Origin of the sequence: Arthrobacter sp. yr096 (assembly GCF_900108925.1) — a bacterium.
GTDB lineage: Bacteria > Actinomycetota > Actinomycetes > Actinomycetales > Micrococcaceae > Arthrobacter.
In genome coordinates, this window is the sequence record NZ_FNYI01000002.1 from 529,643 (window position 1) to 545,071 (window position 15,429).

General features: G+C 63.8%; 12 protein-coding genes and 1 riboswitch. Of the genes, 9 read left to right on the forward strand and 3 right to left on the reverse strand.

Translation table 11 applies throughout. The features are described from left to right. Positions 1-94 precede the first annotated feature (94 nt). Positions 95-2,068: an APC family permease gene (locus BMY91_RS07175; protein ID WP_090820339.1), complete on the forward strand. Its 1,974-nt coding sequence runs from the start codon at positions 95-97 to the stop codon at positions 2,066-2,068. Between the two features lie 205 nt (positions 2,069-2,273). Then, complete coding sequence (locus BMY91_RS07180) at positions 2,274-3,179, forward strand: DUF559 domain-containing protein (RefSeq protein WP_090820341.1); 906 nt, start codon at positions 2,274-2,276, stop codon at positions 3,177-3,179. Between the two features lie 23 nt (positions 3,180-3,202). Here BMY91_RS07180 and BMY91_RS07185 read toward each other — a convergent pair whose 3' ends face one another. Next, positions 3,203-3,778: a helix-turn-helix domain-containing protein gene (locus BMY91_RS07185; RefSeq protein WP_024819844.1), complete on the reverse strand. Its 576-nt coding sequence runs from the start codon at positions 3,776-3,778 to the stop codon at positions 3,203-3,205. Positions 3,779-4,044: 266 nt separating this feature from the next. Between BMY91_RS07185 and BMY91_RS07190 the strand changes: the two genes are divergently transcribed. Beyond that, positions 4,045-5,580: a sodium:solute symporter family protein gene (locus BMY91_RS07190; RefSeq protein ID WP_175538530.1), complete on the forward strand. Its 1,536-nt coding sequence runs from the start codon at positions 4,045-4,047 to the stop codon at positions 5,578-5,580. Between the two features lie 610 nt (positions 5,581-6,190). Then, positions 6,191-6,310, forward strand: a riboswitch (SAM riboswitch). A 17-nt stretch (positions 6,311-6,327) separates the two neighbouring features. Continuing rightward, on the forward strand, positions 6,328-6,627 hold the full coding sequence (locus tag BMY91_RS07195; protein ID WP_090820345.1) for a hypothetical protein: 300 nt from the start codon (positions 6,328-6,330) through the stop codon (positions 6,625-6,627). Here BMY91_RS07195 and BMY91_RS07200 read toward each other — a convergent pair. Beyond that, positions 6,624-6,809, reverse strand: a complete 186-nt coding sequence (locus tag BMY91_RS07200; protein ID WP_090820347.1) for a hypothetical protein — start codon at positions 6,807-6,809, stop codon at positions 6,624-6,626. The genes BMY91_RS07195 and BMY91_RS07200 overlap by 4 nt on opposite strands. Positions 6,810-7,040: 231 nt before the next feature. Between BMY91_RS07200 and BMY91_RS07205 the strand changes: the two genes are divergently transcribed. The 3 genes from BMY91_RS07205 to BMY91_RS07215 all read left to right on the forward strand — a co-directional run bounded on the left by BMY91_RS07205 (position 7,041) and on the right by BMY91_RS07215 (position 10,279). After that, on the forward strand, positions 7,041-8,243 hold the full coding sequence (locus BMY91_RS07205) for a VIT1/CCC1 transporter family protein (RefSeq protein ID WP_090820350.1): 1,203 nt from the start codon (positions 7,041-7,043) through the stop codon (positions 8,241-8,243). A gap of 84 nt (positions 8,244-8,327) precedes the next feature. After that, positions 8,328-9,221, forward strand: a complete 894-nt coding sequence (locus tag BMY91_RS07210; RefSeq protein WP_177179864.1) for a matrixin family metalloprotease — start codon at positions 8,328-8,330, stop codon at positions 9,219-9,221. Positions 9,222-9,343: 122 nt separating this feature from the next. Further along, positions 9,344-10,279, forward strand: coding sequence for a matrixin family metalloprotease (locus BMY91_RS07215; protein ID WP_090820353.1), 936 nt, complete (start codon positions 9,344-9,346; stop codon positions 10,277-10,279). Here the strand turns inward: BMY91_RS07215 and BMY91_RS07220 are convergent. Continuing rightward, positions 10,276-11,421, reverse strand: coding sequence for an LOG family protein (locus BMY91_RS07220; protein WP_177179865.1), 1,146 nt, complete (start codon positions 11,419-11,421; stop codon positions 10,276-10,278). The genes BMY91_RS07215 and BMY91_RS07220 overlap by 4 nt on opposite strands. 70 nt (positions 11,422-11,491) lie before the next feature. On the opposite strand from BMY91_RS07220, the gene BMY91_RS07225 reads away from it, so the two are divergent. Together BMY91_RS07225 and BMY91_RS07230 are read left to right on the forward strand one after the other, a co-directional pair. Then, the gene (locus BMY91_RS07225; RefSeq protein WP_090820355.1) at positions 11,492-12,283 is read left to right on the forward strand and encodes a gamma-glutamyl-gamma-aminobutyrate hydrolase family protein; all 792 of its coding nucleotides are present in this window, start codon (positions 11,492-11,494) and stop codon (positions 12,281-12,283) included. 128 nt (positions 12,284-12,411) lie between these two features. Next, positions 12,412-15,360 (forward strand): chitobiase/beta-hexosaminidase C-terminal domain-containing protein, encoded by a 2,949-nt coding sequence (locus tag BMY91_RS07230; protein ID WP_256212626.1) that lies wholly within the window; start codon positions 12,412-12,414, stop codon positions 15,358-15,360. The last annotated feature ends 69 nt before the right edge of the window (positions 15,361-15,429 follow it).

Sequence of the window (15,429 nt, forward strand, 5' to 3'; positions counted from 1 at the left end):
CGCGCGTAAAGATTCCATAAAAACCGGGGTCCCGGCGTCGAACGCGGCCATACGCTCCTTGCGGAAGCAGTACCGTGCTGCGCGAAAGGACACCGTGACCACCCTGACGAGGCCTCCGGCCGACCCGGCCGACCGGCCCAAGCACTCCTTCAACCTCAAATCGTGGCTGCTCGAAGGAATGCCGGACACCTCAGGCAAGCGCCAGGGACCGCACGGGAAGCCTGCCGACTCCCACAAGCCGCAGGCTTGGTGGAAGGTCATGTGCCTCACAGGCTTGGACTACTTCTCCACCCTCGGCTACCAGCCGGCCATCGCCGCACTTGCCGCAGGACTCCTCTCCCCCTTGGCTACCCTGCTCCTGGTGGTTGCAACCCTGGCAGGCGCGCTGCCTGTGTATCGGCGTGTTGCCAAGGAAAGCCCCCGCGGCGAAGGCTCCATCGCCATGCTGGAACGCCTGCTTCCTCGGTGGGGAGGCAAACTGTTCGTTCTGGCCCTCCTCGGATTCGCCGCCACGGACTTCATGATCACCATTACCCTTTCGGCCGCAGACGCCACGGCCCACCTCATCGAGAACCCCTTCGCCCCGCACTTCCTCGAAGGCCAGCAAGTGGTCATTACCATTGCGCTCATCGCAGGCCTGGGCATCGTCTTCCTGCGCGGATTCAAGGAAGCCATCAACGTAGCCGTCGTTCTGGTGGGCGCGTTCCTCGCACTGAACCTCGTGGTCATTGCCGTCTCCATCAGCCATCTCTTCACGGAATCCCGCGTCATCACTGATTGGTGGACGGCGCTGACCACCTCCCACGGGGATCCGATCATGATGATCGCCTTGGCACTGCTGGTCTTCCCCCGCTTGGCGCTGGGCCTGTCCGGATTTGAAACCGGGGTGGCCGTCATGCCGCAGATCAAGGGGCACGCAACAGACACCGACGCCAAGCCAACTGGCCGGATCAAGGGCGCTCACAAGCTCCTTACCACCGCAGCCATCATCATGAGCTCATTCCTCATTACCTCCAGCTTCACCACCGTCATGCTGATCCCCGCGGCCGAGTTCGAATCAGGCGGAAAGGCCGAGGGACGCGCGCTTGCCTATCTGGCCCACAAATTCCTGGGCGACGGCTTCGGAACCGTTTATGACATCAGCACCATCGCCATCCTCTGGTTTGCCGGCGCTTCCGCCATGGCAGGCTTGCTGAACCTGGTACCGAGGTACCTTCCCCGGTACGGCATGGCCCCGGCGTGGGCACGGGCCCTGCGTCCACTGGTCCTGGTATTCACCGTCATCGCCTTCATCGTGACCATCATTTTCCAGGCCGACGTCAACGCCCAGGGCGGCGCCTACGCCACCGGCGTTCTGGTGCTTATTACCTCCGCCTCGATCGCGGTAACCCTGTCCGCACGGCGCCGGAAACAACGCGCCCAGGTCATCGGCTTCGGACTGATCTCCTTGGTGTTCATCTACACCACGGTGGTCAACTCGATAGAGCGCCCGGACGGCCTGAAGATTGCCGCCCTCTTCATCCTGGGCATCATGGTTGTCAGCTTCATCTCCCGCATGCGGCGCGCGTTTGAGCTCCGGGCCACGCACATCAAAATGGACGAGAAAGCCTTGGAGTTCACCGCCAATGCCGCCGACGGCCCGGTCCGCATCATCGCCCACGAGCCCAAGCATCTCAGCGCCAGCCGGTACCGCGACAAGCTCCAGCACGCCCAGCAGGCCAACCACCTGCCAGTGGACTGCGACGCCGTGTTCATCGAAGTGATCGTGGACGACAGCTCGGACTTTGAGCAGGAACTCCAGGTTGTGGGCAAGCTCCGGCACGGGTTCAAGATCCTGGAAGTGCACAGCAACAACGTGCCGAACACCGTGGCGGCTGTGCTCCTCCATATCCGCGACGTCACAGGTTTCATGCCGCACATCTACTTCCGCTGGACAGAGGGCAACCCGATCTCCAACCTCAGCAAGTTCCTGTTCTTCGGCGAAGGCGAAATCGCGCCGGTAACCCGTGAAGTGCTGAGGGAAGCCGAGCCGGACATTACCCGGCGGCCGTGGGTCCACGTGGGCTAACCGCCCGAATCCGCTCGCCGCGCTCCTCCCCAGTTGGTGACCTACCTTGTGACCATCGCGCATCGTTAGCCCACGGATTTCCAGGGCCAGCGAGCCCAGGCTGCTCACGGAAAGGTCAGCAACTGGGGAGGACCGCAATTGCCACTTATCCACATAAGGGAAATGGACCGTTCCTGCAGCTGCCCAGCGTCGGTGAACTGGCCACATGGACATCTATCTATACCTTCAAGAGGTGGGCGGCGTAGCCCGAACCGGACAACTCCTCAGCGCAGGCTTCTCCCGGTCAGACGTCGCTTCGTTGTTATCCCGGGGAGCTAACCGCCCGCGACGGGGCGTGTACATGCTCAATGATCACAAGCCGGAGTTCGCCGCGGCCATCCGTCACAACGCTCTTGTCTCCTGCGCCAGCGCTGCAAAACACTTCGGGCTTTGGCTAAGAACCGCTCCAAGCCAACATCATCTGGCCTGCGATCATGGGCACGGCAGCGGGTTTATCCGGCACAGGACGGCCCGGTTCGAGGCACACCCCACCCTGCCCGTGGCGGCGCTGGAGGACGTAGTGCTTCACGCGATGACATGCCTGGAACCCCCGGCATCCACAGCCATGGCCACGTCGGCCATTCGCCTGCACGGCGTGCCGCTGGCATTGCTCAAGGAGCAGCTCCGCGGGGACAGATCCAGACCGGTACTGACGGCACTGCATGAGCTCGATCTCCGTGCAGAGTCGATCGTTGAGGTAGACGCGCAGCACTTACTCCGCACACATGGAATCGCTTTCGAGGCGCAGGTTTCCATACCTGGAATCGGTCGCGTGGACTTTCTTCTCGAAGAATTCCTCATCGTTGAAGTGGATGGCTTCGCGTTTCACTCCAACAGAAAGGCTCTGCGGAACGACTTGGCACGAAACAACGCCTCTACCGTCAACGGCTATTCCGTGCTGAGGTACCCGCCGGAGGTGATTTGGTTCGAGCCGGAGCGGGTGATTACGGAGATTCAGGCGGTTCTCGCGTTGCGTCGCGACGCTCCCTCCCAGTTGGTGGGCAACTTTGCACCTCTGGGCCCCGGGGTTCAAGGGTTCAGCTCACTCCCCCGGCTCCTGAACCGGAAGTAACTGGGAGGGAGCGCGCCCCGGTACTAGCGGCTGGCTGCAGGAACCAGCACCCACAGAACCTCGACGGTTTCATCCGTGGGGTTGATCCAGGTGTGGGGTTCACGGCCCGGGAAGGAGAGAGTGTCCCCTTCTTCGAGGTCGTATTCCTCATTGGTCAGGATGAGCTTGATCCGCCCCTTAACCACATGCAGGACATCGACGTCGCAGTCCACCGCGTACAACTCGTTCTCTCCACGGCCACGCGGTTCTATGGTGGCCTGCAGTATCTGCAAACGACGCTCTGAGCGCGCCGTGAGCAGGCGCTCCACTATGCCTTGGCCACCCAGGGAAATGCGGGGGCCGTCGTCGCGTTTGGTCAGATGGGTCTCGGGAGCCGCAAACAAATCACCCACGGACACGGACAGAACCTGGCACAGCGTGACCAGTGACGCGACCGACGGCGATGTCAGGTCCCGCTCCACGCGGCTGAGGAAGCCCTTGGTCAGCCCGGTAGCATCCGCTACTTGCTCGATGGTGAGGCGCTGCGCCTGCCGGGCTGCGCGGATTCTGGAACCGATGGCAACGGGAACATTGCTCGGTTCAACGGGTAGAGCCTTCATTCACGAACCTTTCAGGCCTGTCATGCGGCCCTGTCATTGGAGCAATAGTAGCCGGGAGACAGGCCAAGAACGCCAGAATACGCGGAAGCATGACCAAAGGATCTTGACTGTTACTCCCATCACAACATATCCTCATAGGCAACAAGTGTTGTCTGTGAGGCACACAACACATCCCCAATCTCCAATCATCAGCACAGAGACTTCGACGCTTCGCAGGAGTATCGTCGAAAACCCCAACCTCCGTGCATCAGCTACAAGGACCGTTCATGGAATCTTCGGCTATTAACATCGCAATCGTGGTGGTGTACCTGCTCGCCATGCTGGCATTCGGCTGGTGGGGCAAGTCCCGCACCAAGAACAACAGCGACTTCCTGGTGGCCGGCCGCCGCCTGGGACCCTTCCTTTACACCGGCACCATGGCCGCAGTGGTCCTTGGTGGCGCATCCACCGTGGGCGGCGTCGGCCTCGGCTACAAGTTCGGCATCTCCGGCATGTGGCTTGTGGTGGCAATCGGCTCAGGCGTGCTGCTGCTCAGCCTCCTGTTTGCCGGGACCATCCAGCGCCTGAAGATCTACACGGTCTCCCAAATGCTGAGCCTTCGCTACGGCAGCAAGGCCACCCAGACCTCCGGAATAGTGATGCTGGCCTACACGCTGATGCTGTGCGCCACGTCCACCGGCGCCTACGCCACCATCTTCGTTGTGCTATTTGACTGGGAGCGTTGGCTGGCCATCGCCGTTGGCGGCGCAATCGTGCTGGTCTACTCCACCATCGGCGGCATGTGGTCTATCACCCTGGCCGACCAGGTCCAGTTCATCATCAAGACTGTTGGCATCTTCTTCCTGATGCTCCCCTTCGTCATGAACGCAGCGGGCGGCATGGACGGCATCCGTGAACGCCTCGACGCGAGCTTCTTCCAGATCGACGGCATCGGCGTCCAGACGATCATCACCTACTTCGTGGTCTACACACTGGGTCTCCTGATCGGCCAGGACATCTGGCAGCGCGTCTTCACCGCCAAGACCCCCACGGTTGCCCGTTGGGGCGGCGCCACTGCCGGCGTCTACTGCATCCTTTACGGCATCGCCGGCGCCTTGATCGGCCTCGCTGCCCGCGTTGCCCTGCCTGACATCGACGTCGCCAACCTCGGCAAGGACGTGGTCTACGCAGAGGTAGCAACGCACATCCTGCCCGTAGGCATTGGCGGCTTGGTCATGGCCGCGGCTGTCGCAGCCATGATGTCCACCGCTTCGGGTGCCCTGATCGCAGCCGCAACGGTGGCACGCGCCGACGTCGTGCCGTTCGTGGCCAGCTGGTTCGGCAAGACCATCAACACTGATGACACCGAAAACCCGGAGCACGACGTCAAAGCCAACCGTTACTGGGTCCTGGGCCTGGGCATCGTTGCCGTGCTGATCTCCATGGCGGCGCAGGACGTGGTGGTTGCCCTCACCATCGCCTACGACATCCTGGTGGGTGGCCTCCTGGTTGCCATTCTGGGTGGCCTCGTGTGGAAGCGCGGCACGGGCATTGCCGCCGCGTGGTCCATGGCCGTGGGTTCAGTCCTGACGCTCACCCTGCTGATCCTCTTCGCCGTGGGAGCCATCCCCAGCGCGGACGGCGTCTACGCCAACGAGCCGATCTACTTCGGCCTGGCAGCCTCGTTCATCGCGTACGTGGTGATTTCGCTGCTCACTCCGCCTACGGACCCTGCCGTTCGTGAGGCTTGGGACAAGCGGGTTGCCGGTGCTGTTTCAGACGAATTGCCGCCTGAAGTCCACCCGGTCAGCAGCCACAAGTAACCAGCTACCAACAGAACGTTCGACGGCGGCGCTCCCCTTTTCGGGGCAGCGCCGCCGTTGTTGTGTCCCCCGGGAAGTGCACGTTTGCGGGGCCCACTCTGCGCCCCTCAGCCAAGGCAAGGGGCGTAAAACGGGCCCCACAACAAACACCCCCCGTTTGCGAGGCCCACTCTGCGCCCCAAAACCCCACCCAAACACGCACACCAGACCCCACAACACACACCCCCCGTTTGCGGGGCCCACTGTGCGCCCCAAAACCCCACCCAAACACGCACACCAGACCCCACAACACACACCCCCACATGCGGGGCCCACACAGCGCGCCTCAACCAAGGGAAAGGGCGTAAATCGGGCCCCACAACAAACACTCCCCGTTTGCGGGGCCCACACTGCGCGCCTCAGCCAAGGGAAAGGGCGTAAAACGGGCCCCACAACAAACACCCCCCCGTTTGCGGGGCCCACACTGCGCGCCTCAGCCAAGGGAAAGGGCGTAAAACGGGCCCCACAACAAACACCCCCCGTTTGCGGGGCCCACACTGCGCCCCTCAGCCAAGGGAAGGGGCGTAAATCGGGCCTCACACCAGGAGCGCCTGAGGTAGGGTTGTCACAGCTTCAAGAGATGTGGTGCCAAGCTCCGACTGGCCACACACCAACCCCATGTTCACGGGTGGTTCGGATGAGGAAGCGGCCCGCCCCGGACCAGAGACAACCGAGCGGGCAAGAGCACTCTCCCCAAGGAGCAGTCCCTTGCCGTACCAAGGCGATACCACCCACGCACCCAGCACCCCGGCCCTCCCCGCCGCCCGAACGGTGAGGGTGATTCCCGCCGTCGACCTCTTCCTGGGCACCGTGACCTTTCCGGGCGGGAACGGCACCAAGCATTTCAGATATCCCGAGCCGCGGCTGATCGCGCAGGCGCTGGCCCAGGCTGTCCGGCCAACGCAATGGTGCGAGGCTTCAGCGACGCTGACGGTGACAGTCGCCGCGGCCGGGAAACGCGAGGGCGTAGCGCGGCACTTCGCCCTCTGCCACGTAGAACCCGCCTAGCTTTCCTCTTCCCCGCGGAATTCCTCGGTGTCATCGAGAGGGACTACGCGTTCGTCGTCCTCGGGAGCATCCACGTCCTCCACCCAGGCTTCATCAACCTCCTGGTCCTCGGCGTAGTCATAGGCTGGGTCCGACTCGATGGTTGCCCTCGGGTGGCTGGCGTGTGATTCGGTGGTGTCCATGATGCAACCTCCGTCTCGTGGGCCGGTCAAAGCCCGGTAACCGGAATGCGGGGAGCTCCCCGCCCCTGTCCTTCCATCTGAGCACCGGCCCAGTCGAGGGTCAAGGGTGGCCGAATTTACGGTGCACCGAACATTCCAGCTAAGGAATACCGGCCAAAAAACCGCGGAAATAAGCGGTAGTGTGGTGCGTGCAATGGGGCCGCAACTACCCCACCCAGCACAGGAGAGAAAGTGCAAAAGCACCAGGAATCCCACAGTTCGTCGAGCCCTGCTCCGGACTCCATCCCCGAAAAAACCACCCCCGAAGAACCCGTCCCCGGAAACGCCGCGCCTGACACCACCGACGTGCTGCCGGCTGCCCCCACGTCTTCAGACATCAGGCGTTGGCGGCAGTATCTGGCCGACGAACGCGCCGAGGCGGCGGTGTACCGCGAACTCGCCCAACGGCGGGACGGCGAAGAACGGCAAATCCTGCTCGCCCTGGCCGAGGCTGAGGGCCGGCACGAGGCACACTGGCTCAAACTCCTTGGCGAGCACGCCGGCATGCCTAAAGCCGCCTCTGCCCGGAGCCAGTTCCTGGGCTTCCTGGCCCGCAACTTCGGCTCCGTCTTTGTGCTTGCGTTGGCACAACGGGCGGAAGGCCGCTCCCCATACGGCACCGAGCCCGCTGCGACGCCGGCCATGGTGGCTGACGAGCAGATCCACGAAGAAGTAGTCCGGGGCTTGGCGACGCGGGGCCGCAACAGGCTTTCCGGTACCTTCCGGGCTGCTGTCTTTGGGGCCAACGATGGCCTGGTGAGCAACTTGTCACTGGTGATGGGCATGGCAGCAACCGGGGTGCCCAGCCCGGTGGTGCTCATGAGTGGCGTGGCAGGTTTGTTGGCCGGCGCCTTGTCCATGGGCGCAGGCGAGTACGTTTCAGTACGTTCGCAAAGGGAACTGCTCAACGCCACCCTGCCCACGCAAGCAACTCTTACGGCAGCACCGTCTTTGGACATCGAACACAATGAACTGGTCCTGGTGTACCTGGCCCGCGGCATGACGCGCCAGGCCGCTGAACACCGCGCTGCCGAACGCATGGGAGTGTTCAGCTGCGACTGCGATCCAAGCCTCTCCTTGCAGCCGGAGAAACCAGCCACCGATGAGCATGAATCCGTCGGCTCGGCGTGGGGTGCTGCCCTGTCCAGCTTCTGCTTCTTCGCATCGGGTGCCATCGTGCCCATCCTGCCGTTCATTTTCGGCATGACAGGAGTGGCTGCCTTGCTGGTGGCGGGGGTGCTGGTGGGCATCGCGCTGCTGGCGACCGGCGCCGTCGTCGGCTTGTTGTCCGGAACCTCGCCGCTGAGCCGCGGGCTGCGGCAGCTTGCCATTGGCCTCGGAGCTGCAGCGGCCACCTACGGGTTGGGCTTGTTGTTCGGGGCTGCGATCGTCTGAGTTTGGACGGCTCTGCCCACAGCCCGTAATGTTGGGTCGTCCTCCGCGCTGCCCCGCGTGACTGGGCGTGAGGAATGGAGAACCGTGGACCCGGAGCGGGAAACATCGCGTGTGCCAAGGCACCGAAGCACGGCAACGGCGTGGCGGGTTGCCCGAGGCATCCTCATGGCCTGCGTCGCGGCGGTAGTAGCAGTGGTGGTCAGCGGGTTCCTGCACGGAGACCCCCGCATCACGTCCCTGTTCCCCGGAATCAACCTTCCCGGTGAACCGCAGAACGGGCAAAGCCAGGCACAACCTGCGCGCGCGCTGGACGCGCCACCCCCGGGACATGAGGAGGCGGACGCACCGCTGGCCTCACCTCCGGCGCCGGCGGTCACCAATGATTCGTACAAGTTCCTGGCTACCAACGACGACGGCACGCCGGTGGGCTACTCGCCCTGCCGGCCGCTGCACTACGTGGTGAACAACGCGTCGGCGCCCGTGGGCTCCGATGAACTCCTTGCCACGGCCATTGCCAACGTCTCCGCAGCATCAGGCATCCAGTTCGTGAACGATGGCACCACGGACGAGCTTCCGGTGGAGCGGCGCGAACCGTACCAGCCATCGAAGTACGGAGAACGGTGGGCTCCCCTGCTGATCTCGTGGACCACGCCTGAGGCAGCACCGGCCCTGGCGGACAAGGTGATCGGCACAGGTGGCAGCACCATGTATTCGCTCAACAAGGGCCCCAAGAGCTACATCACCGGCAGCTTGGAACTGGACACTCCGCAGGTATCCGAGCTCCTGGCTGACCCGGAAGGTGCCGACTACGTCCTGGCCGTCATGCAGCATGAACTGGGGCACGTGATGGGTCTGGACCACGTGGAGGATCCGGTCCAGCTCATGTACCCGGAAATCGGCGCCCCGGACGGCCTCGCCGCGGGCGATCTTACGGGCCTGCACCTTCTCTCCTCAGCCCCCTGCCGCAAGGACATCTGAGCACAGCCCGGGGGCCGGGACAGTTCCGGCATGGACTCACGGCGGCGCCGGACTTATGCTGACCGCACACTGCCGACGGCGGCGCCCCAGCTCCCGTCGCAGCCTCCACGTCAGGGGGTTCCATGGAACCTTACGGGCCGCCCCAGGGGCCGGACCCGGATCCCCCTCGGCCAAATTTTCTTCCGGTCAGTTCGCAGCCACCGGATCCCCCAACGCCGCGGCCACCCATCAAGCACAGCAGCATCGCGGCCATACTCTTCCTGTTCAGCGTCCTGGGCCTGGTCATTGCGGGAGCGTACTTCAGCGGGGACCTGCAGCAATTCCTCTACGGATCCAGCGCTACCCAGAGCCAGCAGCCGCGGCCTGGCCTGGTGCCGTTCGGCCAGCGCCAGGATCCGCTCCCTGGTCGGGAAGAAGCTGATGCTCCCCTTGGCACACCGGCCCCGGTGAATCGGCCCAGCAGCTCGTACAAATTCCTGGCGGTCAAGGATGATGGATCTCCGCTGGCCTACTCACCATGCCGGCCGATCCACTACGTGGTGAATTCCGATCTGGCATCCGCTTCCTGGCAGCCCCTGGTGGACGAAGCGGTCCGGCGTGCCAGTGTGGCCACCGGATTGAAATTCATCTTTGACGGTCCAAGCTCCGAGGTCCCCTCTACCAACAGGGCCGGATACCAGCCCGCCCGCTACGGGGACCGGTGGGCTCCTGTGCTCATTGCGTGGAGCACTCCTGAGCAAGTGCCGCGACTGACGGGCCAAACCGTGGGCTTGGGCGGGAGTTCCTCGATTGGCCTGAGCAACGGCTACAAGGCGTACGTGACGGGCACTGTGTCTTTGGATGCACCCCAGTTCGCCGGAATTGTGGACACACCCAACGGCCAGGAGATCGGCGTGGCGGTGATCATGCACGAGCTGGGACACCTGCTGGGACTGGACCACGTGGATGATCCCCGGCAGCTCATGTATGACCAGGCGTCCTGGGTCCGGGACTACGCTGCCGGCGACCGGACCGGCTTGGCCCGGCTAGGCACTGGCCCGTGCAGCAAGGACTTCTAGCCAGGGCCCCTGCCTGACACCACGGCTAGCGCTTCTTCCACCGTGTCCACAAGGAAGATCTTGTCCTCCATGGGTTTTCCTGCGGCGAGGCTTTGCAGCATGGGCCAGGCGGGAAACGTTCTTTCCCAGTGCTCGCGGCCCACCAGCACCATGGGGGTGATGGTTTGCGGGGCTCCGTAATAGTTCTCGCAGGCGTCCTGGAAGATCTCCTGCACGGTTCCGGCGGCTCCCGGGAGGAAGACTATTCCGCCATTGCAGAGCTCCAGCAGGATGGCTTCGCGAACAGCGTTGGCGAAGTATTTGGCGATGTGCGTCGCGAACAGGTTGGGCGGTTCGTGCCCGTAAAACCACGTGGGGATCCCCAGGGTGGGGGTGCCTTCCGGATAACGTTCAACGACGGCCGCTGCCTGGCGGGCCCACGCCGACACTGAGGGCCTGAACCCGGGCACTGCGGCGAGCTGCTCGACGGCGGCCGTGGAGTCGGCGTCGGGCAGTCCACTCAAGTAGGCGCCCATATTGGCGGCTTCCATGGCCCCGGGTCCGCCGCCGGTGGCGACGGCAAATCCGGCTTGGGCGAGCAACCGGCCAAGCCGCGCTGCCTCCGCGAATTCCGTGGTCCCGCGCTGGGCGGCGTGTCCTCCCATCACCCCTACCAGCTTGGCCTTTGCGAGCGCGCCATGGTCAAGCACATCGTCCAGGGCAGCGCCGATCGCATGGTCGTGAAGGGCTGCGGCGAGGGTGGCGTCCAGGCTGGCCCGCTGCCCGGGGAGAATGCTCCACTGGTAGACCTGTGCGTCCAGCGTGGATTCGTAGTCTGTTGAGGAGATGTCTTCGTAGAGCTCTGCGGCGGTGTAGAGCCGGCCCCGGTAGGGATCGAACGGAATTCCTTGGAGCTTGGGGAAGATGAGTGCCCCGCGGCGTCGCAAACTTTCTTCCACGCCGTCGTCGAACGTACACCCCAGGAAGATCGCGCCTTGGGGATCCAGGGCCTTGAGGGTCCGTGCGTGGCCCCGCAGGTCCAGCGACTGTGCGTGCCAGCCGTTCATGGACCCCGCTCCGGCGCTGACCAGCCGGTCGAAGTGGACCACGCTGTTGACGTCCAGTGTTCGCGGACTCGGGTTCAAGGCTGCGGTGCGGTTCATGGTTTCAGCGTAGTGCGGGACTATGACCACCCGTTTGCGCACGGCGGCGCATTCAGGTGCATCATGAAGCATGAAGAGCCCCAAAGATGTTCGGCCACGTGTTGGCGTTCCCGTCCGTCTGAGCAGTTCGGACACCCCGGATGCCCGCGTGGGCGAGGCCAACCAGCTCTTCACGTTCATCGTGGACCTGCTGCGCGAGGCGGGTGCGGATCCGGTACTGCTGACCCCGGTTTCGGCGGACAGTGCCGGTCGGCTGGCCAAAGAGATGGAAAGGCTGGACGGCGTGTTGCTGCCGGGTGGGGGCGATATCAATCCCCGCCTTTATGGACAGGATCCCGACGATTCCCTTTACGACGTGAACCCCGAGCAGGACCATCTGGACATGGATGTGGCCCGGGCGACCATCGACGCCGGGCTGCCGCTGTTGGGTGTCTGCCGTGGCCATCAGTTGTTGAATGTGCTGTACGGCGGAACGCTCTTCCAGGACATGGCGCCGTCCACAGTGAACCACAATGGCTTGGACCCGCAAGATCCTGCCGCCAGCGAATGGGCGTGGCACGACGTATTGGTCAGTGCTGGTTCCAAGGCCGCGGCACTGTACGGTTCCGCAGGGGCCACCACCGTGAAGATCGCCTCGGGACACCATCAGGCGGTGGACCGTGTGGGCGAGGGCCTCCTGGTGACAGCCGTTGCCGACGACGGAACAGTGGAGGCCTTGGAAGACCCCTCACGGTGGGTCGTTTCTGTGCAATGGCACCCTGAGGCGTCCCAGCTTCCCGACGCTGATCGGTTGATGCCCTTCAGGAACTTCATAGACGTGTGCCGGAACCCTACCCAGGCCCGGCCCGAAGGAGTACAGTAGCGCTCACTGCATCGCTTTCCGTTCCATCGAAAGCTCGGCATGAGCCTAATTTCATTCGAAATGACGTCCTGGGGGCGTCGTAAGTTTGCCGGCTGGGGGGCCCAACATCTGCTCAAAGGAGCATGGTTGTGGACCGTCCAAAATACGTCAGTCGTCCCTTTCGTCCGGATAGCCGGCCCCGTTCCTTCACCCCCCGTTCCTTCACCCCCCGTTCCTTCACGCAACGCCTGATCAGCCTGCTCTTGGGGCCCGCTTTGGTTGTGGGTGGCTTAGTCCTGGGCACTGCGTCTCCAGCGGCCGCTGCTGTTCCGCCGTGTGCTGGTACGGGCGGAGCATTGCAGATAGTTGCCCACACGGATGACGACCTGCTCTTCCTGAGCCCGGATTTCATGAGGGACATCCAAGCCAAGCGGTGCGTCCAAACCGTGTTCACCACAGCCGGCGAGGCAGGCGAGGGAGCGTCGTATTGGAGGGGTCTTGAAGCCGGTATAAGGGCCAGCTATTCGAAAATGGCGGGCGTAGCGGACTCATGGACAACCTCGGACGCCGGGGTGCCCAACAGGCCCCTGACCATGCAGACGCTGAACGGGGCGCCCAATATCTCCGTGGTGTTCATGCGGCTCCCGGATGGCTTCCCCGACGGTGACGGCAGCGCGGCCTACAACGACCAGAGCATCCTGAAACTTTGGGATGGGCGGCTCTCTTCCATCAGGCCGGTGGACAATGCTGCCACGTTCACCAAATCCCAGTTTCAAACGGCGTTGAACCGCCTGGTGGCCAACTTCCAGCCCACCACTTTCCGCACCCAGGACTGGACCGGAAACTTCAACAACCCGTACGACCACAGCGATCACTGGGCCACCGCCAAATTTGCGCAACTGGCAACCCGCAGCTACACGGGCCCCCACACTTCGCTGGCATACGACGCCTACGTCATTGATGAGTATCCGCAGAACGTCACAGGTGCCGAGCTGACCACGAAAGTGGACACGTTCGTGCGGTTCGCTGATTTTGACATGTACATCTGTAGCAGCCCGGGCGAAGGATGCCCGGATTCCCCCTACGATGAATGGCTCAAACGGCAATACATCACGGCCATCGAGTGGACGGGCAACGGCGCCAAGTCCGCTGGAACCACGGTGACCGCGTCGTCGCAGAAGGCCGCGGCGCAAAGCCCGGAGAAGGCCCGTGACGGCTACTTCTGGGGTGCCCCCATGGATGCGGCCCGGGAATGGGTCACCGCGGGTGAGAAGGCCGGAAGCTGGATCCAATACAGCTACTCCCCTACAAAGACCATCAACTCCGTGACTCTCTCTGACCGGCCACTCCTCACCGATCAGGTCACCGGCGGGACCCTTCAGTTCTCCGATGGAAGTACTGTCCCTGTTCCAGCCCTCCCAAACAACGGGTCCGGCCTCACCATCAACTTCCCCGCCAAGACGGTCAGCTCCGTCCGGTTCACCATCACGTCGGTGAGCGCAGGGACCACCAACGCCGGCCTGGCGGAGTTTGAGACCTACCTCGGTACGGACAACGTGGCACCCGTGGTCACCCCCACCCCTCCGGGAGGAACCTACGCCGTGGGACAAACAGTCACCCTGACGTCCAACGAGACCGCCACCATCTACTACACAACCAACGGCAGCACCCCCACCACGGCCAGCAGCAAGTACACTACCCCGCTGACGTTGAGCGGCCCGCTGACCCTGAAGTACTTCGCCGTTGACAGTGCCGGCAACAACTCGGCCGTGGTCACCCAGACGTACTCCACCGGCCCGGATATCACCAAGCCCGTGGTGACAGCCACTCCACCGGGAGGCGAGTACGCACCGGGCACCACCATCACGTTGGCCGCCAACGAGCCTGCCGGGATCCGTTACACCACAGACGGCACTGACCCGCTCACAGCAGGCCTGGCGTACACCGCGCCTATCCCCTTCAATGGCCCTGCCCCCATGACGTTGAAGTACTTCGCCCGTGACACCGCCGGAAACGCCTCCGACGTCGTCACGCAGACGTACACGGTTCCGCCGGACACCACGGCCCCCACCGTCACGGCCAACCCCACCGGCCGCGCCCTGGCCAGCGGTGCCACCATCGCACTGACGGCCAACGAGCCAGGCGCCATCTACTACACCACCAATGGCAGCACGCCGACGGCCACCGAGTCAGCCACCAATATCAAGTACGACGCCGCATCCCCCATCGTTATGGGAAGCTCCACCCTGGTGCTCAAGTACATCGGCGTGGATACTGCGGGCAACACCTCCCCTGTGGGCACCCAAAGCTACACCGTGCCCGCAGCCGGACCGCCGTCGGCCCATGACTTCAACGGTGACGGACGCGCTGACGTCCTGGCCGCTGACACCGCCGGCAACTTGTACCTGTACCCGGGCAACGGCTCAGGTGGGCTCTTGCCACGGCAGCTCGCCTTGGCCGCTCCTGCATGGTCCACCATCACGGACACCATTACTCCCGGCGATTTCGACAAGGATGGCAAGCCTGACCTCCTGGCCAGGGCCGGCGACGTCCTGTGGTTCTACCCCGGCGACGGCGCAGGGAGCTTCGGGGCCCGGAAGCAGGTCAGCACCGGCTGGAGCACCATGACGCAGCTCTTCTCCCCCGGCGACTTCAGCGGCGACGGCATCCCCGATTTCATCGGCCGGCGCAGTAACGGCGAGCTCCGGCTCTACGAAGGAAACGGGACCGGAGGACAACGTACTCCCTACACCGTTGGCTGGGGTTGGGACGTGATGAACGCCATCTTCAGCACCGGAGATTTCAATGGTGACGGCAAGGGAGATGTACTGGCGCGGCGCGCGGACACAGGCGCATTATGGCTATATCCGGGCAATGGTTCCGGGGGCTGGCTGCAGTGGACGCAGATTGGGACGGGCTGGGGAACCCGGACTGCGATGGCCGGGCCACGGGACCTTGACGGCGACGGCAAGAACGACGTCGTGGGCCGCATCGGAGACACCTTGTGGCTGTATCCCGGATCGGGAGGCGGAGCGCTCAGCAACGTTCCGCCTATCAGCCTCGGCACCGGCTGGCAGGCCATGAAAGTCATCGCCTAGCCAGCCCCATGAACCTGGCGCGGGTCGGAGTTTTCCCCCAGACTCTTCGGCCCGCGTCAGCTGCTTAAA